General features: G+C 30.4%; 18 protein-coding genes. 15 read left to right on the plus strand and 3 right to left on the minus strand.

Features of this window, described 5'->3' with window-relative positions:
• Positions 1-138: 138 nt before the first annotated feature.
• The 4 genes from NAB20_RS10595 (at position 139) to NAB20_RS10610 (ending at position 5,425) form a co-directional block, all read left to right on the plus strand.
• Positions 139-861 (plus strand): toxin-antitoxin system YwqK family antitoxin, encoded by a 723-nt coding sequence (locus NAB20_RS10595; RefSeq protein WP_105196461.1) that lies wholly within the window; start codon positions 139-141, stop codon positions 859-861.
• 28 nt (positions 862-889) lie between these two features.
• Complete coding sequence (gene mnmA / locus NAB20_RS10600; protein ID WP_105196463.1) at positions 890-2,080, plus strand: tRNA 2-thiouridine(34) synthase MnmA; 1,191 nt, start codon at positions 890-892, stop codon at positions 2,078-2,080.
• 487 nt (positions 2,081-2,567) lie between these two features.
• Positions 2,568-3,893 carry an IS110 family transposase gene (locus tag NAB20_RS10605; RefSeq protein WP_375604946.1) on the plus strand — a complete coding sequence of 442 codons (1,326 nt, stop codon included), beginning with the start codon at positions 2,568-2,570 and terminating at the stop codon, positions 3,891-3,893.
• Between the two features lie 593 nt (positions 3,894-4,486).
• Positions 4,487-5,425, plus strand: coding sequence for a nitronate monooxygenase family protein (locus NAB20_RS10610; protein WP_088394720.1), 939 nt, complete (start codon positions 4,487-4,489; stop codon positions 5,423-5,425).
• Between the two features lie 21 nt (positions 5,426-5,446).
• On the opposite strand, the gene NAB20_RS10615 is transcribed toward NAB20_RS10610, so the two are convergent.
• Positions 5,447-6,130, minus strand: coding sequence for an NAD-dependent deacylase (locus NAB20_RS10615; RefSeq protein WP_105196465.1), 684 nt, complete (start codon positions 6,128-6,130; stop codon positions 5,447-5,449).
• 114 nt (positions 6,131-6,244) lie between these two features.
• Between NAB20_RS10615 and NAB20_RS10620 the strand changes: the two genes are divergently transcribed.
• The 4 genes from NAB20_RS10620 (at position 6,245) to NAB20_RS10635 (ending at position 9,570) form a co-directional block, all read left to right on the plus strand.
• Positions 6,245-6,922 (plus strand): RNA methyltransferase, encoded by a 678-nt coding sequence (locus NAB20_RS10620; protein ID WP_088394716.1) that lies wholly within the window; start codon positions 6,245-6,247, stop codon positions 6,920-6,922.
• 223 nt (positions 6,923-7,145) lie between these two features.
• Positions 7,146-7,706: a 1-acyl-sn-glycerol-3-phosphate acyltransferase gene (locus NAB20_RS10625; RefSeq protein ID WP_164849076.1), complete on the plus strand. Its 561-nt coding sequence runs from the start codon at positions 7,146-7,148 to the stop codon at positions 7,704-7,706.
• A gap of 178 nt (positions 7,707-7,884) precedes the next feature.
• The gene (locus NAB20_RS10630; RefSeq protein WP_375605108.1) at positions 7,885-9,030 is read left to right on the plus strand and encodes a M14 metallopeptidase family protein; all 1,146 of its coding nucleotides are present in this window, start codon (positions 7,885-7,887) and stop codon (positions 9,028-9,030) included.
• A 60-nt stretch (positions 9,031-9,090) separates the two neighbouring features.
• Positions 9,091-9,570, plus strand: coding sequence for an Lrp/AsnC family transcriptional regulator (locus tag NAB20_RS10635; protein ID WP_014165284.1), 480 nt, complete (start codon positions 9,091-9,093; stop codon positions 9,568-9,570).
• Positions 9,571-9,631: 61 nt separating this feature from the next.
• Here NAB20_RS10635 and NAB20_RS10640 read toward each other — a convergent pair whose 3' ends face one another.
• Positions 9,632-10,105: a DUF4348 domain-containing protein gene (locus NAB20_RS10640; RefSeq protein ID WP_375605109.1), complete on the minus strand. Its 474-nt coding sequence runs from the start codon at positions 10,103-10,105 to the stop codon at positions 9,632-9,634.
• Positions 10,106-10,405: 300 nt separating this feature from the next.
• Here NAB20_RS10640 and NAB20_RS10645 point away from each other — a divergent pair, with 300 nt between their 5' ends.
• A complete protein-coding gene (locus NAB20_RS10645; protein WP_375605110.1) occupies positions 10,406-11,536 on the plus strand; it encodes a hypothetical protein in 1,131 nt (376 codons plus the stop codon).
• Positions 11,514-13,232: a hypothetical protein gene (locus NAB20_RS10650; protein WP_375605111.1), complete on the plus strand. Its 1,719-nt coding sequence runs from the start codon at positions 11,514-11,516 to the stop codon at positions 13,230-13,232. Before NAB20_RS10645 ends, NAB20_RS10650 begins: the two co-directional genes overlap by 23 nt.
• Before the next feature lie 46 nt (positions 13,233-13,278).
• Here the strand turns inward: NAB20_RS10650 and NAB20_RS10655 are convergent, their stop codons facing one another.
• The gene (locus tag NAB20_RS10655) at positions 13,279-16,710 is read right to left on the minus strand and encodes a methylmalonyl-CoA mutase family protein (protein ID WP_375605112.1); all 3,432 of its coding nucleotides are present in this window, start codon (positions 16,708-16,710) and stop codon (positions 13,279-13,281) included.
• Positions 16,711-16,840: 130 nt separating this feature from the next.
• Between NAB20_RS10655 and NAB20_RS10660 the strand changes: the two genes are divergently transcribed.
• The 5 genes from NAB20_RS10660 (at position 16,841) to NAB20_RS10680 (ending at position 24,073) form a co-directional block, all read left to right on the plus strand.
• Positions 16,841-17,563, plus strand: coding sequence for a DUF4197 domain-containing protein (locus NAB20_RS10660; protein WP_088394123.1), 723 nt, complete (start codon positions 16,841-16,843; stop codon positions 17,561-17,563).
• Between the two features lie 361 nt (positions 17,564-17,924).
• On the plus strand, positions 17,925-19,295 hold the full coding sequence (locus tag NAB20_RS10665) for a hypothetical protein (RefSeq protein WP_375605113.1): 1,371 nt from the start codon (positions 17,925-17,927) through the stop codon (positions 19,293-19,295).
• 286 nt (positions 19,296-19,581) lie between these two features.
• Complete coding sequence (locus NAB20_RS10670) at positions 19,582-19,719, plus strand: hypothetical protein (protein ID WP_164849063.1); 138 nt, start codon at positions 19,582-19,584, stop codon at positions 19,717-19,719.
• 841 nt (positions 19,720-20,560) lie between these two features.
• A complete protein-coding gene (gene guaA, locus NAB20_RS10675; RefSeq protein WP_105196976.1) occupies positions 20,561-22,090 on the plus strand; it encodes a glutamine-hydrolyzing GMP synthase in 1,530 nt (509 codons plus the stop codon).
• Between the two features lie 96 nt (positions 22,091-22,186).
• Entirely contained in the window at positions 22,187-24,073 is a 1,887-nt protein-coding gene (locus NAB20_RS10680) for a LysM peptidoglycan-binding domain-containing protein (protein WP_375605114.1), read from the plus strand.
• The last annotated feature ends 229 nt before the right edge of the window (positions 24,074-24,302 follow it).

Genomic DNA, 24,302 nt, shown 5'->3' on the forward strand with positions numbered 1-24,302 from the left:
AATTGAAATATCTTTCTTGTTAAAATTATTTGGTTACTCTCAAATTATATGATCGGTTTTTCTGGATTAAAAGAGGTTTTTTATTTTTGTTTACGAAATAAAACTAATAATTTTGAGTTTTATTTTTAAAGTAAAAAGATGAAAATATATAAATTATTTAGTGTACTATTTTTAAGTTCAGCTAGCCTTTTTTCTCAGATAAAGAAAGAATTAGAAAATCAAACCAATGCCAAAGGCGAAAGGGTTGGTTTTTGGAAAGGGTACTATGAAGGATCAAACAGAATTCGTTATGAAGGAAATTTTAAAAACGGAGTAGAGGTTGGAGTGTTTAAATATTTTACAGATACAGATAAAAAAAAATTAAAGGCAACACGTGAGTTTGATGGTAAAGGAGGTGCTTATACCATTTTTTTAGATGAAAATGGATTAAAAGTAAGTGAAGGTAAAGTAGTTAATAAATTACGTCAAGGTACATGGAAATATTATCATAAAGGCTTGAATGTCATTATGTGTATAGAAAATTATATAGATGATAGGATAGAAGGGAATAAAAAAATATTTTTTACTGATGGTGTATTAGCGGAAGAGGCTATGTACAAAAATGGAGTTAAAAATGGAATTTCTAAAATATACTCCAAAGCAGGAACATTAAAAGAAGAAGCTGTTTTTTTACAAGGTTTTATGCACGGTGATTATAAAGTTTTTGAAGATAACGGAGTAGTTTTGATTCAAGGACAATACAAAGAAGGAAAGAAAAAAGGTCTTTGGAAATATTTTGATGCCAATAAAAATTTAGTAAAAGAAATAAATACCGATACAATTAACGGTTATAAGAAGCCTTCATTGATTAAAAAGAAATAATTACCTTTGTAGGCAAAAATAAAAATAAATGAAAAGAGTTGTTGTTGGTTTATCAGGAGGAGTAGATTCAAGTGTAGCCGCCTATTTATTAAAAGAACAAGGCTATGATGTAATTGGGCTATTTATGAAAAACTGGCACGATGACTCAGTAACTATTTCTAACGAATGTCCTTGGTTAGAAGATAGTAATGATGCGTTATTAGTAGCACAAAAATTAGGAATCCCTTTTCAAACAGTAGACTTAAGTGAACAGTACAAAGAAAAAATCGTTGATTATATGTTTGCAGAATATGAAAAAGGACGTACCCCAAATCCTGATGTATTATGTAATCGTGAAATTAAATTTGACGTTTTTCTTAAAATAGCAATGTCTTTAGGTGCTGATTATGTTGCTACAGGACACTACTGTCGTAAATCAGAAATGAAAGTAGAGGGAAAATCTATTTTTCAGTTACTAGCAGGGGTGGATGCTAATAAAGATCAATCTTATTTTCTTTGTCAATTATCTCAAGAACAATTGTCAAAAGCTTTATTCCCTATAGGTGAATTAACAAAACCCCAAGTACGTGAAATAGCTACTAAAATGGAATTGATTACAGCCGATAAAAAAGACTCCCAAGGGTTATGTTTTATCGGGAAAGTTCGTTTACCCGAGTTTTTACAACAACAATTACAACCTAAAGAAGGTTTCGTATACGAAATAGAGGCTAAAAATGAAATTTATAGTATACCAAATCCCGAATTTACTACAGAGGAAGAACGATTACAATCAGAAGCTTCATGTATACAATATACTCCAGAAATGGGAAAACTCGTAGGAAAACATCAAGGAGCCCATTATTATACTATTGGTCAACGTAAAGGACTTAATATAGGAGGAACTAAAGAACCTCTTTTTATAATAGCAACCGATATTCAGCATAATATTATTTATACAGGTCAAGGTAATATGCACCCAGGTCTGTTTAAAAAAACCTTATTTGTAGCGAAAGATGAAATTCATTGGATTAGAACTGATTTAGCTCTTAAAATAGGTCAGAAAATGGAAGTAAAAGCTCGTATTCGCTATCGACAAGAATTGAAAAAAGCTATTTTACATCAATTTGAATCCGGAATGTATGTAGAATTTGAAGAACCTATGTCAGCTATAACCCAAGGACAATTTGTTTCTTGGCATATAGGAGAAGAACTTATCGGTTCTGGTGTAATAGCTTACTAATAAGGCTTTTTTGTGTGTATTTGAAAGAAGAATACAAAAACATGATCTTAAAACTACTTTTTAGATTTTTATTAATTTCCAATGTTTTATTAATACAAGTAGAAGCATGGTTTTTTTAAGAAAGCCAATGCTTCTATTTTTTTTAATCTTTTATCAGCAGAACTTGTACAATGCTCATTAGTTAAAAAGAGTGTATAAGAAATTCGTTAGAGAATGAAGATGTGCCTTTACATAATGATAATTATCAGTTAAACCCAGATTTCAAGAAAGTATTGTTCTTTGACAAATGAGAGCTAACTTGCACTTGCGAGCGAAGCCTATGTATAAAATGGTGAATTTATCCCCTCCCAGATTTTGGCTGAAATGTAAAAAGGCTTCCATTTGGAAGCCCTTTGAGACAATCAATGATGAAACACCATGTTATCTCGTATAGAATAATTTAAGCAAAGATATTACATTTCCTCGCATTTTAATAAAAAGATATTTTATGAAAAGTTTCGAAAAAATGCAAATTGTAAATCCCAATGCTGCAGGAATTGATGTTGGGTCACGTTCTCATTTTGTAGCCATAGGACAGGATGAAAATCAAATCAGAGAATTTAATGTTTATCAATCAGGATTATGCGCTTTGGTAGCTTATCTTCAAGAGAACAAGATTCGTAGTGTTGCTTTGGAGTCCACAGGGAGTTATTGGCAATCTTTGTTTATGATCTTGCAGGGAAATGGTTTTGAAGTTCTTTTGGTTCAAGGGACTCAAACAAAAAACCTCAAAGCAAAGACAGATGTGAAAGATGCACAATGGATACAGAAACTTCATTCTTTAGGGTTATTACGAGGTTCTTTTTTGCCCTCTGAAAGCACTTTGCAGATAAGAACACTTCATAGACATCGTTCTAGTTTGATTGAACAAAGTTCAGGCTTTGTAAACAAAATGCAAAAAGCATTACCTTTAATGAACTTCAGACTCGACGTTGTGATAAGTGACATCACAGGAGTTTCTGGAATAAGAGTAATTGAGATGATACTATCAGGTGAAACTTCAGGTGAAAAATTAGCTGAATATTGCGACAAACGAGTTAAAAAAAGCAAAGAAGAAATAGCCGACGCTTTACAAGGTAAAATAAACAATGAATACCTACATGAGCTTTCCGATTGTTATGATATTTACAGACTTATTCAAGATAAAATAAAAAACACCGATACTCGTATTGATCAAGTGCTGAAAAATCAAACCAGAGAAATTGTTTTATCAGAAGATATCGAATTGGTAAAGAAACAGAATAAAGGGAAAAACCAACCCAAATTTGATGTACAGAAATATAGTTTAAAACTTTTTGGAGTAGATCTCTTTGCTATAGAATCAGTTTGCTCAGGAACCGTTACTAGTTTTTTAGCCGAAATAGGCACCGATATATATAAATTCAAGACCTCCAAGCAATTTGTGAATTGGCTCAGGTTAGCTCCAAATAATAAAATTAGTGGAGGTAAGGTTTTGAGTAGCAGAACTCCAAAAGGGAAAAATAAATTTGCATTGACATTAAGAAATGCGGCAAATACAATTGAAAGAAAAAAAGAAGGTTACCTCGTTATGTTCTTTAAAAGGATTTCTTTTAAAAAAGGAAGAGGTGCTGCAATTACAGCAACAGCAAGAAAAATAGCAGTTATAATTTGGAATATGATAGTCAAAAAACAACATTATATACCAATAAATACAGACCAATATATTCAAGAAATGAAGAATAAAAAAACGATACAAATTAAAAAAATGATTAAAAAATACGGAATCGAAACTACTTCTTTATCAATTCCTTAAATTAAGTTAGATAGAATTACGCATTAGACCCGAGGGTAGCGAATAGACGAAGTAAATCTATTCGATTTTATTTTTCTTCAAATTCAAGCACGTACTCAAATTTTAATCATCAAAATAGTTCACTATTTCTTCTTCTAAAATTTTCCGTGAGCACTTGAATTTATTGAAAAATTTTGTTTCAAAACGAAGTCTAATGCGTAATTCTATCTAACTTAGCTAAAATTATTCTATACGAGATAAGATGGTGTTTGATTATTGATTGTCTCAAAGAGCTTCCAAATGGAAGCCTTTTTATATTTCAGCCGAAATTGGGGAGGGGATAAATTCACCATTTTATAGATAGACTTCGCTCGCAAGTACAAGTTAGTTCTTATTTGTCAAAGAACAATACTTTCTTGAAATCTGGGTTAAATAAAAATTTTGCATTAGACTTCATGGTAAAGATATAAAGGCAAAGAAAATAAAAATACACGAAAATTTTTTCTTGCAGATGTGGGGACAAAAGCCGTAATTTAACGCGTAGTTTTTTATTTCAACCAAAGGGAGAACAACAACAAAGCAAACAAAAAGAAAATTAATTTAAAATAAATATTTTGAACAAAATAACATCACTTTTTAATATTAAATATCCAATTATTCAAGGAGGAATGATTTGGAATTCAGGTTATAAACTAGCAAGTGCGGTTAGTAATGCTGGCGGATTAGGATTGATAGGAGCAGGTTCTATGTATCCAGATGTTTTGCGAGAACATATTCAAAAATGCAAAAAAGCAACCAATAAACCTTTCGGAGTAAATGTTCCGATGCTCTATCCGAACATTGAGGAAATAATGCAAATAATTGTAGAAGAAGGTGTGAAAATCGTTTTTACTTCAGCTGGAAATCCTAAAACATGGACTTCCTTTTTAAAAGAAAAAGGAATTATAGTAGTGCATGTTGTGAGTAGTACAAAATTTGCATTAAAAGCGCAAGAAGCAGGTGTAGACGCTATTGTAGCAGAAGGTTTTGAAGCAGGAGGACATAATGGGCGTGAAGAGTCAACAACTCTAACATTAATTCCTATGATTAAAAAACAAATTACGATTCCATTGATTGCAGCAGGAGGTATTGCAACAGGTAGAGGAATGTTAGCAACTATGGTCTTAGGTGCAGATGGTGTACAATTAGGATCACGATTTGCAGCCTCTGTAGAAAGTTCAGCTCATGATAATTTTAAGAAAACAATACTTGCCACAGAAGAAGGAGGTACACAACTTACCTTAAAAGAATTAGCTCCAGTACGCTTAATTAAAAATAAATTTTACAATGATGTGCAAGACCTTTATACTAAATGTCCATCATTAGATGAATTAAAAACATTGTTAGGACGGGCTAGAGCAAAACGGGGTATGTTTGAAGGTGATTTGGAAGAAGGGGAGTTAGAAATTGGTCAAATAGCTGGTTTAATAGATAATATACAACCCGTTCAGGATATTGTAAACGATCTATTAAAAGAATTTGAACTGGCTAAAAATGAAATTTATAGTCTATAGATAAAACACCTAGAAAGAGGGTTATATCCCTCTTTCTATTAATTTTTTTATGCCTTCACTAGCACTTAAAGAAATTGTTTCAATAATATTTCGAGAATCCATTATTTTTGCAGGCTTGGGATCTATGTAATAAATAGGGACATGCTTTTTGGTATAGCGTATAAGACCAGCAGCAGGATAAACTTGTAACGAAGTCCCTATAATAATTAAAATATCTGTTTTTTCTAATAAAGGAATTGCTTCACTTATATTAGGAACAGCTTCGCCAAACCAAACAATATGAGGTCTTAGTTGCGATCCATCTGGAGCTGTATCACCTATATGTAAATCATCTGTCCAATCAATTACATAATGACTATTCTTTGTACTTCTTACTTTCGTTAGTTCTCCATGTAAATGAAGCACTTTTGAACTGCCAGCTCGTTCATGTAAATTATCAACATTTTGTGTTATGATTTGTACATCAAACTTTTCCTCTAATTCAGCTATTATTTCATGTCCTCTATTAGGATTAACTTCTTTAAGTTGAGCCCTTCGTTTGTTGTAAAAATCCAAAACCAAAGCAGGATTTTTTTGCCATCCTTCTGGAGAAGCAACTTCCATAATATCATGATTTTCCCATAATCCATTAGAATCTCTAAAGGTGCTAATACCACTTTCAGCACTCATGCCAGCTCCTGTTAAAATAACTAATTTTTTTTTCATTTATGATGATGTTTTTAGGATTATAAAAAAGGGATGTTTTTTATGAATAAATGAATTCATAAAAAACATTCATAACTTTAATTATTTTTGCCAATATAATTAAAAACATTTACAATGCAATCCTTATTTCAAGATGAAAAATATTTAAATTATTTAGAAACATTTATAACAGAAAATAGAAAAGAAGGTTTTAAAAAGATTTTAGCTAACAGAACCAAACACTTTACTGTAGTTTGCGAAGATGTATATCAGTTACATAATACAAGTGCTGTTATGAGAAGTTGTGAAGTTTTTGGTATTCAAGAACTAAATGTAGTAGAACAACGCTTTGGAAAAAAAATTGATAAAGAAATTGCCCTAGGAGCTGAAAAATGGGTAGATATTAAACGTTTTTCTAATAATCAAGATTGTATTAATGATTTAAGAACAAGAGGGTATCAAATTATAGCAACCACTCCACACGAAAAAGATAGCATGTTAGAAGATTTTGATATTACCAAGCCATCAGCTATTTATTTTGGTACGGAAAGGTTAGGTATATCGGAAGAAGTTATAAAAAATGCAGATGGATTCTTAAAAATTCCTATGGTAGGATTTACAGAAAGTTTAAATATTTCCGTATCAGCTGCTATTATTATACAAAGTTTGAGTAATAGATTACGCCATTCTAATATTAATTGGCATTTAACAGATGCAGAATTTTTAGAAAAACGAATTGATTGGACTCGTAAATCCATTAAAGATATTGATTTTATAACCCAAAGGTATCTAGAACAGATTGAAGTTAAATAGCTTTAACCTTAATTGCTTTAGGAATGTGAAAAAAACAAAAAATAAAATGTAGTTATTTTTAAGCAATACATGTTGTTTATTTGGTTTTTTTAAAAAAAATACAATAAAATAAATATAAAAAACAATAAAAGTGTTTTTTTATAACTTTTAAAGGCAACTTTTTTAGTATAAGATAAAAATTTTGAATTACTTTTGTATCAAATACATACGAAGCCTCAAAGAAATGAAAAAAAGATTATACCGTTTTATATTTTTTAAGTTAATGGGATGGAAAATAGTAGGAGACTACCAATCCTACATGATTGATATAAAAAAAAGTGTAATGCCTGTAGTTCCTCATACTAGTTGGCATGATTTTTATATAGGACTATTAACAAGAGGTTCTTTAGGTATTAATATAAATTTTGTTGCCAAAAAAGAACTCTTTAAATTTCCCTTTGGTTATTATTTTAAATGGGTAGGAGGAGAGCCTCTTAATCGCTTTAAAAATGAAAATAAAGTAGATGCAATCGCTAAAATTTTTTCTCAAAAAGAAGAGTTTAGACTGTCTATTTCACCAGAAGGAACTCGAAAAAAAGTTTCAGAGTGGAAAACGGGATTTTATTATATAGCCTTAAAAGCCAATGTTCCCATTGTAGCCATTGGTTTTGATTGGAAAAATAAACAAGTAATTGCTTTTCCTAAAATGATACCTTCTGGCGATAAAGAAAAAGATTTCGCAATCTTAGAAAGCTATTTTAATGGTCTAGTAGGAAAAGTACCTGAATACAGTTTTACCAAATAGTAATTTATTCTCCATACATAAAGGAAAAATTACATCTACTATTTTTGTTAATTTGATTTTCACATTGTCTTTATTCTTAATAAAGAAAAAAAGTATTTTTTAAATTTAATTTTTAAAGGTATTTTTTTTCGAGGAAAAACTATGCGATTATCTTAAATTATTAAAAAATCAGATAAAAATGGATTTTTATTTAAAATATAAAGAAAAAAGTATTTCAGGACGTTATCTTACCAATACTCACTTAGAAAGAGTATTAAAAGAATTGAGTCCTCGTTTCCAAAAAACAATTTTAGGTCAATCAGTAGAAGGACGTCCTATTTATTCCGTTACGTTTGGAACAGGAACCACCAAAATATTTATGTGGTCGCAAATGCACGGAAATGAATCCACAACCACCAAAGCATTATTTGATTTTTTTAAATTTTTAGATTCAAATGATTCATTGGCCAAAGCAATAGCGGAAGCATGCACCTTATTTATTATACCTATTGTTAATCCAGATGGAGCAGCTGCTTATACAAGAGTAAATGCTAATCAAATAGATTTAAATCGAGATTCAGTAGCCTTAACACAACCAGAATCACAAATTCTACGAAAAGTATTTCAAGAATTTAAACCTGATTTTTGTTTTAACCTTCATGATCAACGTACAATATTTGGAGTAGGTAATTTAGATAAGCCAGCAACAATTTCTTTTTTGGCACCTTCTTTTAATGAAGCTTGCGAATATAATGAATGCAGATTAAAAGCAGTAAGAGTAATTTTAGCAATGAATACTGAATTACAAAAGTATATACCTGATCAAATAGGAAGATTTGATGATACTTTTAATTTAAATTGCATTGGAGATTATTTTCAGTATTCAGGAGTACCTACTATTTTGTTCGAAGCTGGGCATTATCAAAATGATTATGAAAGAGAAGAAACCAGAAAATATATATATATAGCATATATAGCAGGATTAAAATCTATTATTTCCTTAAAAAAAGAAGAAGTAGATTTAAAAGAATATTTGAATATTCCGCAAAATAAAATCAATTTTTATGACTTTATTTACAAAAATGTTAGGTTAAAAGACGAATCTTTAGATATTATTACTAAATTTGCATCCCACTATAAAGAAGTCCTTTTTGAAGAAAAGGTATATTTTGAAGCCGAAATTGTGAAAATTGGTGACTTAGAAAGAAGTTTCGCACATCAGATTTATGACCTAGAAGGCGGGTTATATCAGGATGAATTTGGAAATTATCCCAAACCAGGAAGAAATATTAATTTTTCTGTAAATATTAACAATATTTTTGTAAATGGTGTACTTAAAAAGTGATATTTTTGAATTATTTTAAACAAAAACTAAAAAATAAAACACAAACAAAGAAATAATTATATGAGTAAGTTTAAACTAGATGAGGTTGATCATCAGATTTTGGATATGTTAATTGATAATACGAGGATACCATTTACAGATATTGCAAAAAAGCTTTTAATTTCAGCAGGGACTGTTCATGTACGTGTTAAAAAATTAGAAGATGCAGGTATTATTCAAGGATCTTCATTAACATTGGATTATGAAAAATTAGGATATTCATTTATTGCCTACGTTGGAGTATTTTTAAATAATACATCACAAACCAAGTTTGTTTTAGAAAGAATTAATGAAATACCTTTTGTAACAGTTGCTCACGTGACTACAGGAAAATTTAATATTTTCTGTAAGATTAGAGCAAAAGACACAAAACATGCTAAAGATGTAATCTATATGATTGACGATATTGATGGGGTGTATAGAACAGAAACTATGATTTCTTTAGAAGAAAGTATCAATGATAAGAAAAGATTAATGCACACAATCTTTAGAGAAATGTAAATTGTTAATACTGATAGTTTTAGAAAAAGAGTGTTGATTTTTTTCAATACTCTTTTTTTATTTATATCGATTGGTTATTACACGAAATCAATAGCCATTTCCCGTTTATTTTCTCAAAAATATAATCTGCATAAATGCCGTTATCAACCCCTCTAATTTCAACAACTGCTTTATTATCTTTGAACTTAACCGTTTGGGTATAACGATCATATTCTCTAGTTAAAGCATCTTTAGGATAGCGAAAATCAATAGTTTCATAAGCTTTTTTGTTTATTAATTTCTTTTCTGTGCCTGTTTCAGGATCTATCCATTCTTCAAGTACTAATGGAAACGTAACACGGCTTACTTGAAATACAGAATCTTTGCTAAAAACCTCAAGAAAAGACTTAAAATCATCATCTATAGATTTTGTATTAGCGTTTATTGATGTTGGCTGCATCTTTTTTACTACTTTTGGCACTTCGATGGTAGTGGTTTCTTTTTTGCAACTGATGGAAAGTATAGTTAGTAGTAAGATGAAATAAGTTTTTAGCATATTGTATTGGTTTATTCGCTTTAAGCAACTTTGCAAATATAATTTTTAACTAATAAAAAGATGCTCAATTCATTATTCCTTTTTCTCTTTACTGCATTTTTTAAAATTTGTCTAAAACTTTTTAATTGTAGTTTGTAAGATTTTATTTTAATATCCTTTTCTTTATATTTGGATAGGGCAATAGTAATGCGAAGTAAATATTTTTGATAAAAAAAAGCATTATGGTAAAAAATAATACTAAAATATTTTAAGATAAATTAATTCGTAAACTATCATATCCCCTTAAAAATATAAACATAGATGACAGATAAAACAATAAATTCAGGACCAGACGCACAAAACGGATTCGCTTTGCAGAGGAACACTGCGATTTTTTTGTTATTGGAGAATTATTTTAATAAGTTTCAAAATAAAAAGTATTTCGTCTGTCTTGAACATCACGAAGATTTTCTTTTTTGTTTTATTAATGATAATGAAGAAGTTTCCTTAATAGAAGCATATCAATCTAAAAAAAAATCACCTGATATTTGGCGATTAAATCCTGAACTATATGAAATATTAACCAAATTATTGAAAACTGGAAAAGGATTAATTCAGGATGGAATTTCTAAATCTTCTGCATATAATCATATTCTCTATTTTTCTTCTAATCAAACTATTGATTTAAAATATGATCCCAATCCAAAAGGCACAAAAAAAGATAAAAGGTTACCTGCAATTTCTGTTTCTATAAAAGCTGACAATCCAAATTCAATTTTTCCAATTTTACCACATGAAATTAAAGAAAAAATAAAATCAAATATTACTAAAATTGATTTACATAATGAATTGGACAATTTAAGTTTCATTTGGATTCCATTTACAACAACCGAAAAAGAGCAAGAAAATCAACTTGTTGGAAAAATAGATGAAGTATTTGGAAATAAAATTTTTGACAAACGAGCTGCAATTGACACTTTAATTAGTCTGTTTAGAAAAATTGAAACAACTTATAATAAAGGAAATACAGTAAAGTTATTAGACAAAACAAAAAGAGTGAGCAATTCAGAAGTTGAAAATGCTTTCAAAATTTTAACTACAAAAGCAAAGTGTTTTGATTATTGGCATAGAAAAAAAGCAGAAGTTTCTTCAAAATTAAAAATTAGAATTACTGAAAAAGAAATATTTGAATTAGCATTTGATAGTGCTTTTGATTTATTTAAAAGTATCAAAGAAGCCGAACATAAAAAGATTTTCAACTTTGTTAAAAAGCAAATTAATAATTTATCCTCATATTCAGAAGAAGATGGTGTATATGAACTATTTGAGTTATTTAAAAGTTCCGAGAGAACAAATTTTAATGACTTGCAACTAAAAGCAATTCTATTCGCAGCTTTATTTGAAGTATTACACCTAAAAGAAAACAACTATGAAATCTCAAGTGATTTATAAAAATTTTTTTATTTATTGTGAACAAAACAAAACAAGTTTCTACACGAATTTTATTAATGGAATAAATATTATTCACGGAAAAAACACATCAGGTAAAAGCACTATTATTCAAGCTATTCATTATACTTTTGGTATAAATGACGAAAAACATAAATTAACTGAAATTTTATCAGAAAAAGTAATCTTCAGATTAGATTTTATATTAAAAAGAGGGAATGAAGAATATATAACAATTATTCGTGATGATGATTTTATTTTTATTAAACGAGAAAATCATCCTATAGAAAAATTTTCAGGAATCAGTGGCAATTCATCTAAGGAACATATTAAATTAAAACATTATTTATCAGAATTATTTGATTTCAACTTACATTTAGAAACATCTGGTGAATATAAATTAGCTTCTATCGAAGCTATGTTTTTACCTTATTATGTTGCCCAAGATTACGGTTGGGTTTTGGCTTTAAAATCATTTCGCGGTTTAGATTTTTTTAGAAATTTCAAATATGATTATTATGATTATTATTTAGGTATCACCAACGAATTTGATAGATTAGAAAAACAAAAGCTTGAAAAAGAGAAAAAAGATTTAGATAATCAAATCAAATTCCTTACAAATATTGAAAAACAAGACGACGAATTAAATCTTTCAAAGTTAAAAGATGAATCATTTATTTCTAAATCGAATGAATATATAGATTCATACAAAAAGAACAAAGAAGAGTTAATACAAACAGAGAAAAAATATTTAATAAAATGTAACGAAATAACTTTTAATGAAGAAAGATTAAAAATTTTAAAAAAAATAAAGACTTCTTTAAAAAAAGAAAATCCAATCAAGGACGACTGCCCTACTTGTAATCAAAGTTTACCAAGTCTTTTAGAAAATATTTATGAATACTCACAAGATGTAAACAACACAAATTCAGAAATTGAAAGTATAAAAGAAAAACTTAAAGTTTTACAAAGTTCAAAAAACAGTATAGAAGAAAGCATTTCCAATCAAAAAGAATTAGTTTCAAAAGATTATTCAATGTTAATCAAATATAAAATTGAAGATTTAACTTTTGGAACTTGGTTAGATAATAAAACAAAAGTAAAGCTAACTGAAAATGTTTTAACCCAAATTGGAGAAACAACTATTTTGCTTAACGAGAAAATTGATGAACTAAAAAAATTCAAAACTGATGATGAAATAAAAAAAGATAGAAATTCAAGGGATTTTCAATTTAAAAATTACTTCGTTGATTATTTAGATAAATTGAAGGTAAAAAAATTCGATGACGATAAATACACATTGCTTTACTGGATGGGTATATTTCCTAAGCAAGGAGTGGAACTTTTAAAAACAATGTTAGCTTATTATTTTGCATTTAACAAAGTAATTAAAGAAACAGAATATGTACATAGATTTCCATTTTTATTAGACGCTATTTTTAAAGAAGATATAGATGAAGATAATAGAAAAATTATTCTAGAATTTATATATAAGAATAAACCTAAAGATGAACAAATAATTTTTTCTATAGCCGAATCGAAAGATAATAAAATAACAGTGAATAATTATAACAAAGAATCAATGAATAATGAAGCAAAATTAATTTTAACCGACTTGACAAATAAAAGGTCAATTTTAAAACCTTTTAATATGGAACAGAAAAGACATTTAGAGGAAACAATGAAATTAATTGAATAAAAAATGCCCCGTCAGGGGCATTTCAATTTCTATAAATTAATTCCTCTTACATATTACGTCGGTATTGCCCTCCCACTTCAAACAAGGCGCTAGTAATTTGACCTAACGAACATACCTTAGCGGCATCCATTAGTTTTTCAAAGATGTTGTGGTTTTGGATCGCGGCTTCTTGAATGATCGCGATTTGTCCTTCTACTTCTTTGGCTTTGGCTTTATGTAAGTTTTCTAGGGTTTTGATTTGGAATTGTTTTTCCTCTTCCGTCGCACGAATTACTTCCGCAGGCACTACCGTTGGTGATCCTTTTGAACTTAAGAAGGTATTTACCCCAATGATTGGGAATTCACCCGTATGTTTCAAGGTTTCGTAATACAGCGATTCTTCTTGGATTTTCGAACGTTGGTACATTGTTTCCATTGCCCCTAGTACTCCACCTCTTTCAGTGATACGGTCGAACTCGGCTAATACGGCTTCTTCTACTAAATCAGTTAACTCTTCAATGATAAACGAACCTTGGATAGGGTTTTCGTTTTTCGCTAATCCTAATTCTTTATTAATAATCAACTGGATTGCCATGGCACGACGAACTGATTCTTCTGTTGGTGTCGTAATCGCTTCGTCATACGCATTAGTATGCAACGAGTTACAGTTATCATAAATCGCATACAAGGCTTGTAAAGTCGTACGGATATCGTTAAAATCAATTTCTTGTGCGTGTAACGAACGTCCAGATGTTTGGATATGGTACTTCAACATTTGCGCTCTTTCATTAGCACCGTATTTATTCTTTAAGGCTTTTGCCCAAATTTTACGTGCTACACGTCCTATCACCGCATATTCTGGGTCGATACCATTAGAGAAGAAGAACGATAAGTTAGGACCAAAGTCGTTGATGTTCATTCCTCGGCTTAGGTAATATTCTACATACGTAAATCCGTTGGCTAAGGTAAATGCCAACTGTGTAATAGGATTGGCACCAGCCTCGGCAATATGATACCCTGAAATAGAAACCGAGTAGAAATTACGAACGTTTTGTGTGATGAAATATTCTTGAACATCACCCATTAAACGTAAGGCAAACTCGGTCGAGAATATACAGGTATTTTGGGCTTGGTCTTCTTTTAAAATATCGGCTTGAACGGTACCACGCACTTGCGCTAAGGTTTTTACTTTGATGTCTTGGTACACATCGGCAGGTAACACTTGGTCACCGGTTAGACCTAAAAGCATCAACCCTAATCCGTCGTTACCTTCTGGTAATTCGCCGTTATAGCGAGGACGTTCTAATCCTTTAGCATCATAAACCTCTTTGAATTTTTTCTCTACTTCGGCTTCAAGACCATTTTCTTTAATGTATTTTTCACAGTTTTGGTCAATGGCAGCATTCATAAAGAAGCCTAACAACATAGGTGCTGGTCCGTTTATCGTCATCGACACCGAAGTAGCAGGATGACTTAAATCGAAACCGGAGTATAATTTTTTAGCATCGTCTAAACAACAAATAGACACCCCTGCATTACCAATTTTACCGTAAATATCAGGTCGGTGGTCTGGATCGTTTCCGTATAAAGTAACCGAGTCGAATGCTGTTGATAAACGTTTAGCTGGCATTCCTAAGGATACATAGTGGAAACGGCGGTTGGTTCTTTCTGGACCTCCTTCACCCGCGAACATGCGCGTAGGATCTTCACCCTCACGCTTAAACGGATATAATCCCGATGCAAATGGGAATTCCCCTGGTACGTTTTCTTGTAAATTCCATTTTAAGATATCGCCCCACGCTTGGTATTTGGGAAGGGCTACTTTTGGAATTTGAGTATGTGACAGCGATTCCGTGTGTGTTTGAATCTTAATTTCTTTATCACGTACTTTAAAAGAATATATTGGATTTTTATACTTGTTTACTTTGTCGTCCCACGTTTGAATAATTTCCCAGTTGTACGGGTCTAAATTCATTTTTACGCGATCGAATTCTTTGATTAATAAACCTAAGAAATCTTTGTTACCTTCATTTATTTTCAACGAAGATTCAATGATTCCTGCTTTATCGATTTGTGGTAGATTCCCATTTACCGATTCGATAGTTTTGAAAATACCGTATAACTTTTGTGCTACTTCCACTTGCGATAAAGCGGTTTCGTCATATTTGCGATTATTTTCGGCAATTTCAGATAAATAACGTGTTCTATGGGGCGGAATCACGAAGATTTTCTCGCTCATTTCACGTGTAATTTCAAAAGTCGATTTTAGGTCGGCACCCGTTTTCTCCACGATTTTATCCATAATCGACTTATACAAAGTATTCATCCCTGGATCATTAAACTGTGAAGCAATGGTACCAAAAACCGGCATAGTATCAGGATCTACCTCCCATAAATTATGATTGCGTTGGTATTGCTTTTTCACATCGCGAATCGCATCAAGGGCACCTCGTTTATCAAATTTATTTAAAGCTACTAAATCGGCGAAATCTAACATATCTATTTTCTCCAACTGCGTAGCCGCACCAAACTCAGGTGTCATTACATACAACGATGCATCCGAATGGTCTAAAATTTCCGTATCCGACTGACCAATTCCCGAAGTTTCCAGAATAATCAAATCGTATTTAGCCGCTTTCAATACTTGAATGGCTTCGGCTACATATTTAGACAAAGCCAAATTCGATTGACGTGTCGCTAACGAACGCATATACACACGTGGGCTATTGATCGCATTCATACGAATACGGTCTCCTAATAAAGCGCCTCCTGTTTTACGTTTGGAAGGATCGACAGAGATTAAACCAATAGTTTTTTCAGGAAAATCGATTAAAAATCGACGTACTAATTCATCTACTAACGAAGATTTTCCTGCTCCACCTGTACCAGTTATACCTAGAACGGGGACAAGCCCCCCAGCCCCCGAAGGAGGTGCCTGAAATACTTTGTGAAAAGTATCGGGTTCGTTTTCTGCTAATGTTATAAGTCTTGATATGGTATTTACATCTTTTTCAGCCAATTTATCGTTTATCTCATTGGCTCCCCCTTCGGGCGCGGGGGGGGCTGGTTCTGCTAGTGTAACCAACTCGTTAATCATTCCTTGTAATCCTAAGGCACGACCATCGTCTGGAGAATAAATTTTTGTGATTCCGTAAGCGTGTAATTCTTCAATTTCAGAAGGAAGAATTACGCCTCCACCGCCACCAAAAATTTTGATATGACCTGCTCCTTTTTCTTTTAGCAAATCATACATATATTTAAAATATTCGTTATGACCACCTTGGTAAGAAGTCATGGCAATAGCATTAGCATCTTCTTGAATAGCCGTATTTACTACTTCTTCAACACTACGATCGTGTCCTAAGTGAATTACCTCTACTCCAGTAGCTTGGATAATTCGACGCATAATATTGATGGCCGCATCGTGTCCGTCAAATAAGGACGCTGCCGTTACTATTCTAATTTTATTTTGGGGTTGATACGGTTGTACTTGTTCCATTTTGATTTTTAGTTATCGGGTGCAATTTACTGATTTTGGGATAAAAAAAGAGGTGAAAAAAAAGAAAGAAAATAAAAAAAATAAATTAGGCATATAATTTGTATATTTTTGAGTAACATAATTTAAAAATATGAAAAGAATATTTATTCTCGCTTTTTTGATTCCAAGTATGAGTCAAGCTCAATTGAAAGACTTTATAAAAAAAACAACGGAATCTGTAATGACTAATACCACAAAAAAAAATGTTTTCGATATTTCGGAAGGATTGAAAGAGGCATTAAATAAAGGAGTTACAAATCAAGTATCTAAACTTACTGCGGTAGATGGTTTTTATGGTAATGAATTAGTTAAAATTGTACTTCCTGATGAGCTGCAAAAAGTAGATAGTATGTTGCGAAAAATAGGAATGGGGAATTTAGCTGATGATGGTATTAAATCACTAAATAGAGCAGCTGAAGATGCAGTTAAAGAATCAACGCCTATTTTTGTAAATGCTATTAAAAATATAACGATAACGGATGCAAAAAATATTTTGTTAGGACGAGAAGATGCTGCTACAGCATTTTTGCAAACAGGAACGCGAAAACCTCTTTACTTAAAATTTAATCCTGTTGTACAAAAGTCAATAGGAAAGGTAGGAGCTGATGCTGTTTGGAAAACAATTATAGATAAGTATAATAAGATTCCTTTTGTTTCTAAAGTTAATCCTGATATAACGGATTATGTAACAAATAAAGCACTTGATGGTGTTTTTACAATGATTGCACTAGAAGAAAAGGATATTCGAATTAATGTTAATTCTCGTACTAGCGATTTGTTAAAGCAAGTTTTTGCTTTACAGGATAAAAAATAAAAGTATTTAATAAGTGACTTAACATTCAGTTTGTTACCTAAACGACAGGAAAAGTTCTAGATTATCAGTTTTTTAGAATATCCTTATCTAAAAGAACTATTTGTTTTTGAGCGCGTATAAAAGGGAAAAGGAACGGATTGATTGCATATACAAATAAATTCTACTGAATTTAATGAGAATGTTATTTGTTTGAAAAAACTACTTATTTGTTTTCCAATTAAGACTTAATAGCTTTTTTGTGAATTATTTAGATTATTATTCTGTTTTAATCTTATTTTAATAGATTTATTTTCTTTTGTCTTATTTTTTGTTCTTTTGGCATGTATTTTGTTAGAAAGAGCGTGGTTAAATAATTGAAGAAATGAAGGAAAAAGTAATTTGGGGTCTTGCTATGGTATTGATTATGGCATGTAGTAAAGAAGAACAGGTGTTAACAAATGGAGAAGTTATAACAGATTCAGGAGTTGTTAAAAATGCAGAAATAGAAGAGGAGGATTTGTATCAATATTATGGCATTAAAAAAGACCAAAATGTTGGACAGGTTACGAGTCAAATTGAAACTATAAAAGGATTAAAAGAAATAAATGGTAAAAAAATTGAAGTAAAAGAAACAGTATTAGAGTCTAAAGATGAAGAAAAAGGGATTGTTATAGTTAAATTTTTAGGAAAGGTAAATGATAAGAATTTTTCTAAAATAGTAACTTTTCAAGATTTGGTTAAAAAACCGAGTCAAGTAGAAATTGCTAGAAATTTAAATGTAGAATGGAAAAAAGAGTACAAGGATAACCCAGAATCATTGCCTATAGCGTTTGATGAATTATATAGATTAAAAAAAACAGATAAGTTCACATTAGAGTATTTAAGTAAATGGATTGATTTTTATGTTGTTCCAAGGTCAGGAGCAAATTATTATTTAACTAATGAAGATTTAAAACAATCTACGATTTCGGAAGTGACGGGTTCTGATAGATTGATTAGTTTTAATTTTAGTTATAAGGGAACTAGAAATAACCCAGTTTCTGTTTCTTTTGATAAAAATAAGTATTATGAAAGATTCGTTTCCCTTAACAGAACTGAGACATCAAAATATTTTGCACAAGGTATTTTGACTGACTTTGGATCTTTCTTTAGAGGGTTTTTAAATTTAAAAGAGGAAGAACTGTTTGAATTAGATTTTGATCAAGGTTCAGAACGTTTAATAGATAGGAATGAGGATAAAATATCGTGTAAATTGATTTTAAAAGATAAAAAAAATAAAATAATTGCGGATTTTTATTTTGAATTTGAAGGTTTTAAATCTTTAAAAAGATTAAAAACAGATTGGTATGCAGAAAGTTCAGGTGAATTGAATTTTTTTATGGCTAATAGAATGAGAGGAGTTAATGATGGCGATGTAACTAGTTTATTAGAAAGAACAATTGCTAGATGGGTAACAATGGTAAAAATGGGGATTATTCGAGATGATATTAATACGAATATTTTAGATCCTCAAAGTTATATATTGGTTTCAAATGGAGTTTATGCTCTAAAAATGGTTAAAGAGGATGCAAGTACTACTTGGAAACCTTCAACTCGTCGTGCGTTATATCAAGATGCCTTATGGTTACTTCCTAGATTTAAATTAATTAAAGCAATCAAGAAAGAAAATACTATTACTGTAACACTATCGTTTGTGCATGTAAATGAAGTGTCACTTTCTAATGTTCAAACAACGTTTAATATTGTATACTAATAAAATTTTGTAAGTATAATAAAGAGGTGGGTGTTTGAAAAGTCAAAATTTAACCCAGATTTCAAGAAAGTATTATTCTTTGACAAATGAGAGCTAACTTGCACTTGCGAGCAAAGCCTATGTAAAAAATGATGAATTTATCCCCTCCAAATTTTGGCTGAAATGTAAAAAGGCTTCCAAATGGAAGCCCTTTGAGACAATCAATGATCAAACATCATGTTGTCTCGTATAGAATAATTTTAGCTAAGATATTACATTTCCTCGCATTTTAATAAAAAGAAAATTTATGAAAAGTTTCGAAAAAATGCGAATTGTAAATCCCAATGTGGCAGCAATTAATGTCGGATCACGTTCTCATTTTGTAGCCATAGGACAAGATAAAATCAAATTAGAGATTTTAATTTTTATCAATTACTTAAAATAAGTTAGATAGAATTCCGCATTAGACTTGGTTGTGAAACAAAATTTTTCAATAAATTCAAGTGCTCACGGAAAATTTTAGAAGAAGAAATAATGAACTATTTTGATGATTAAAATTTGAGTACGTGCTTGAATTGGAAGAAAAATAAAGTGGAATAGATTTACTTCGTCTATTCGCTACGCTCGGGTCTAATGCGTAATCTGGGTTTAACGTCTAATTCATCACTTAGACGATAGGAGAAGTCGCATTATCGTATATTGTGATTTATTTCAGCTATTAGAGTTTAGAGCTACGCTATTGGTTTTTTTATGCTTGAAATAAACAAGATGCTGTCCTTTTAGGTACCTTCTTTCTTTTTTTGATTGAAATGAAAGATTACGATCTTTTAGGACAGCCTCTTTTTTATATTTATGACAATAGATAAAAAAATCTTAACCCCAGATTTTGTAATGAAGATGAAAGTAAAGAAATAAAAATACACGCAAGTTTTTCTTTCAGATGTGGGGGGAAAAGTAGTAGCTTAATCTATTGTTTTTCATTTTGACTAAAAGGAAAAGTCAAATTACGCCTGTTATGTGATTTTTCCTTAAAATTTACACTGAATTTCTAAAGAATGATCTAGGTTAAAGCTAAAATATTTCTACGATTAAAATACTATTTAGGAAATCAAGCGCCTCGTTTTTAAGGTGTTGTAAGAAGAGTAGTTGGAGTTTATAATTTTATTCTTTTTGCTTTTAAATTGAGAACAGTCCCTTCACTATTATAATGATATGCTTTTTAAGATTGTATTTATTAAAAAGATCCTTTATCTGTGAAATTTTTCCGAAAATGTTTACTTTTGCACATGCAACACAATGTACTTATTTTAGATTTCGGTTCGCAATACACACAGCTTATTGCACGCCGCGTTCGCGAGTTAAATATTTTCTGCGAAATTTTTCCTTTTAATCATGTTCCATCGGATTTAAGCAGTTACAAGGCTGTAATCTTATCAGGTAGTCCCTTTTCAGTTCGTGCTGAGGATGCTCCTCATCCTGATTTATCTCAAATTAGAGGTAAAATGCCTTTGTTAGCGGTTTGTTATGGAGCACAATATCTTGCTCATTTTAATGGGGGAGAAGTAGCACCTTCTAATATTAGAGAATATGGAAGAGCTAATTTATCTTTTATAAAAGATGATGAAGCTTTCTTTGAAGAGGTAAATATTAATAGTCAGGTGTGGATGAGCCATAGTGACACGATTAAGCAATTACCACTAAATGGAGTACGCTTAGCCTCTACAAAAGATGTAGAAAATGCAGCTTATCGTATTGAAGGAGAGTTAACTTATGCAATTCAATTTCATCCAGAGGTTTACCATAGTGAGGATGGAAAACAGATGCTACAAAATTTTTTAGTTAAAATTGCTGAAGTACCACAAAATTTTACACCTAACTCATTTGTTGAGGATATTGTAGCGGAAATGAAAGATAAAATCCAAGATGATAAGGTAGTATTAGGGCTTTCAGGAGGTGTAGATTCAACAGTAGCAGCTGTATTGTTAAATAAAGCAATAGGGAAAAATTTATACTGTATTTTTGTTAATAATGGTTTGTTACGAAAAAATGAATTTGAAAACGTATTAAACCAATACAAAGGAATGGGATTAAATGTAAAAGGAGTAGATGCTTCAGAACGTTTTTTATCTGAATTAGCAGGAATTGAAGATCCTGAAACAAAACGCAAAATCATAGGGCGAGTATTCATTGAAGTATTTGATGATGAAGCACACCAAATAGAAAATGTGAAATGGTTGGCTCAAGGAACAATCTATCCAGATGTTATTGAATCAGTATCGGTTAAAGGACCTTCAGCTACTATAAAATCGCATCATAATGTAGGAGGTTTGCCTGATTTTATGAAATTAAAAATAGTAGAACCTCTGCGTATGCTATTTAAAGATGAAGTGCGTAGAGTAGGTAGAAGTTTAGGTATAGATGAAGAGTTATTAGGCCGCCATCCTTTTCCTGGCCCAGGTTTATCTATTCGTATTCTAGGGGATATAACCCCTGAAAAAGTAAGAATTTTACAAGAAGTAGATTTTATTTTTATACAAGGTCTAAAAGAACATGGTTTATACGATAAAGTATGGCAAGCAGGAGCAATATTATTACCAGTCAATAGTGTAGGAGTAATGGGGGATGAACGTACTTATGAAAAAGTAGTAGCCCTTCGTGCAGTAGAATCTACAGACGGTATGACGGCTGATTGGGTTCATTTACCGTATGAATTTTTAATGAAAATATCGAATGAAATTATTAATAAAGTAAAAGGGGTTAATAGAGTTGTTTATGATATTAGCTCTAAACCACCAGCAACTATAGAGTGGGAGTAATTCTTATAGATGATATGAAAATAAAATGCCATGTAAAATAAAAAATACATGGCATTTTTATTTAAATTGGTGTTCTCAAAATAAATTACTAAACTTATGCTTAAATACCTACTTTTTATTTTTTTCTTTTTATCTCAATTTTATTACGCCCAACAAGAAAGAACACTCAAACACCTGATTCAAAAAAATGAAACATTAGAATCTATTGCTTTAAAATATAAAGTCTTAAAAGCAGATATTATAAAACTTAATACAGGAGCTGAAAAAGGAATTCAAGAAAATACAATTTTGATGATACCGAATGTACATTCTATTTCTTATATGTTAAAGAAAAATGATGTAAGCGCCGTACGTTATGATAAACATGAAGTCTTAAATAAGGAAACCTTATATAGTATAGCAAAACAGTATCAACTTTCAGTTGAAGAGTTAAAAGAAGCCAATCCATTGCTTACTCAAAATCCAATAAAAGAAGGTATTGTCTTAAATATTCCTCAACAAAGAATTCCTTATGAAAGGAAGGTAGTTTTTGATGGTAAATTTCATGAAGTACAATCACAAGAAACATTGTTTAGCATTGCACGCTTGTATAATGTTTCTGTAAAAGATTTAGAAGAAAAAAATGAAACTTTATTAAAAGAAGGACTTCAAATAGGACAAAAAATAGAAATTCCTAATAAAAAAAAGACAGTAGATGGGAGAGTGAGAATTATTAATAACGAAACTTTTTTTCATACAGTAGAAGCTAAAGAAACTAAATATTCAATTGCAAAAAAATATGGCATAACGATTGATCAATTAGAAAAACAAAATCCAGAGATTATTAGTGGATTCGTAATAGGAAATAAATTAGCTATTAATAAAAGTATTATTAAAGCACAAAATGAAAATGAAGAGTTAATGATTGCATTAGCAGAAAAACAAGCTATTGTTGAAAAATCAAAATCACAGACCGTAAAAATTGAAGATCTAGAAGATCGGTTGAAAGTTCAAAAAGAACTCAATAAAAAAATGGTTACGCTCAATAAATTAAATATTAATTTAAATGCTATTGATGAAACTAAAAATGGCTCTGTAGAACGATTACGATTGATTTTAGATGCTAATAAAAAAATTCAAGAAGTTTTGATTGCTAAATTAGATTCTTTAGTTGTTACAATGGAATATGATTTGAAAGAATTAAAAACAAAAAACATAGAATCTTTAGAAGAGTCTAAACGATTACAAAAAGAATCAGAACAAAAGCGGAAAGAAACAACGGACTTAGTACAACAATTAAAACAAGATTTAACGGAAAATCGTCGAATAATTGTAGGTGTTATGCAAAAAGTTCAAAAAATAAATCAACAAGAAAATCAAGAGTATAAGAAGAAAATACGAGAACAACTATCAGATAAAGACCAAGTACGACTTAATGAAATAAAGAAAATAGATCAAGATTTGACAATAAAAGAAGGAAAAAAAGAAAACTTATTAGCTAAAATCAATGATTTAGAATCTGAGAAGAAAACAATTTTAAAACATAAAATAGCTAAAGCTACTTTTTATAGCATGGAAGCAAGAGAGTTTGATGATCGACTAGCATTATTAAAATTAGAACGAGCTCAAAAAAAAATTCCTGTAGCTCAAACTACTGATACCATAGTAACACTTGATCAGAAAAGAAAAACTTTAAGTGAAAATAATTCCAATGAAGAGTCTACTAAAATTGAAATAATTAATAATCTTCCCGAATTAGAAACAGGTTTTTATCTAGTAGCAAATACCTTTGCTGAATCAACAGAGCGTGATGCGTTTGCTCTTCGTTTAAGTTACTCAGGTGAGCGTCAGACAAAGTTTTTTTACAACATAAATAATTTGGACTATTATGTTTATACAAATAAATATCAAACATTAGAGGAAGCATTGTTTGAATATAAAGTAAAACCAAGATCTGATTTATTTAAAAAACTGTTCATTGTTCAAATCAAAAAAGAACTCTAAATTTGACCTTGCAAGTAGTCTTTTTAAAAAAGAGTCAAATAAGATGAAATATATTTATTATCAGTTATTTATGAGTATGATTAAGATTCTTTAAATTAAGAAAATTGAATAAGAGATAGTTCAAAACGAAGATTGGTAGTGAAATACTAATTCTAATAATAATTTGATTAAGTAAATGCGTTAGATTTTATAATAAATAGGAAAAGATATAGAAGATAAAAATAGAGGG

Source organism: Flavobacterium davisii, assembly GCF_042182265.1.
GTDB lineage: Bacteria > Bacteroidota > Bacteroidia > Flavobacteriales > Flavobacteriaceae > Flavobacterium > Flavobacterium davisii.

What these genes read in the sequence shown, in the direction of transcription:
- NAB20_RS10595 (WP_105196461.1), top strand. Translation starts at nt 139, where the DNA reads ATGAAAATATATAAATTATTTAGTGTACTATTTTTAAGTTCAGCTAGC.
- mnmA (WP_105196463.1), top strand. Translation starts at nt 890, where the DNA reads ATGAAAAGAGTTGTTGTTGGTTTATCAGGAGGAGTAGATTCAAGTGTA.
- NAB20_RS10605 (WP_375604946.1), top strand. Translation starts at nt 2,568, where the DNA reads ATGAAAAGTTTCGAAAAAATGCAAATTGTAAATCCCAATGCTGCAGGA.
- NAB20_RS10615 (WP_105196465.1), bottom strand. Translation starts at nt 6,130, where the DNA reads ATGAAAAAAAAATTAGTTATTTTAACAGGAGCTGGCATGAGTGCTGAA.
- NAB20_RS10620 (WP_088394716.1), top strand. Translation starts at nt 6,245, where the DNA reads ATGCAATCCTTATTTCAAGATGAAAAATATTTAAATTATTTAGAAACA.
- NAB20_RS10625 (WP_164849076.1), top strand. Translation starts at nt 7,146, where the DNA reads ATGAAAAAAAGATTATACCGTTTTATATTTTTTAAGTTAATGGGATGG.
- NAB20_RS10630 (WP_375605108.1), top strand. Translation starts at nt 7,885, where the DNA reads ATGGATTTTTATTTAAAATATAAAGAAAAAAGTATTTCAGGACGTTAT.
- NAB20_RS10635 (WP_014165284.1), top strand. Translation starts at nt 9,091, where the DNA reads ATGAGTAAGTTTAAACTAGATGAGGTTGATCATCAGATTTTGGATATG.
- NAB20_RS10640 (WP_375605109.1), bottom strand. Translation starts at nt 10,105, where the DNA reads ATGCTAAAAACTTATTTCATCTTACTACTAACTATACTTTCCATCAGT.
- NAB20_RS10645 (WP_375605110.1), top strand. Translation starts at nt 10,406, where the DNA reads ATGACAGATAAAACAATAAATTCAGGACCAGACGCACAAAACGGATTC.
- NAB20_RS10650 (WP_375605111.1), top strand. Translation starts at nt 11,514, where the DNA reads ATGAAATCTCAAGTGATTTATAAAAATTTTTTTATTTATTGTGAACAA.
- NAB20_RS10655 (WP_375605112.1), bottom strand. Translation starts at nt 16,710, where the DNA reads ATGGAACAAGTACAACCGTATCAACCCCAAAATAAAATTAGAATAGTA.
- NAB20_RS10660 (WP_088394123.1), top strand. Translation starts at nt 16,841, where the DNA reads ATGAAAAGAATATTTATTCTCGCTTTTTTGATTCCAAGTATGAGTCAA.
- NAB20_RS10665 (WP_375605113.1), top strand. Translation starts at nt 17,925, where the DNA reads ATGAAGGAAAAAGTAATTTGGGGTCTTGCTATGGTATTGATTATGGCA.
- NAB20_RS10670 (WP_164849063.1), top strand. Translation starts at nt 19,582, where the DNA reads ATGAAAAGTTTCGAAAAAATGCGAATTGTAAATCCCAATGTGGCAGCA.
- guaA (WP_105196976.1), top strand. Translation starts at nt 20,561, where the DNA reads ATGCAACACAATGTACTTATTTTAGATTTCGGTTCGCAATACACACAG.
- NAB20_RS10680 (WP_375605114.1), top strand. Translation starts at nt 22,187, where the DNA reads ATGCTTAAATACCTACTTTTTATTTTTTTCTTTTTATCTCAATTTTAT.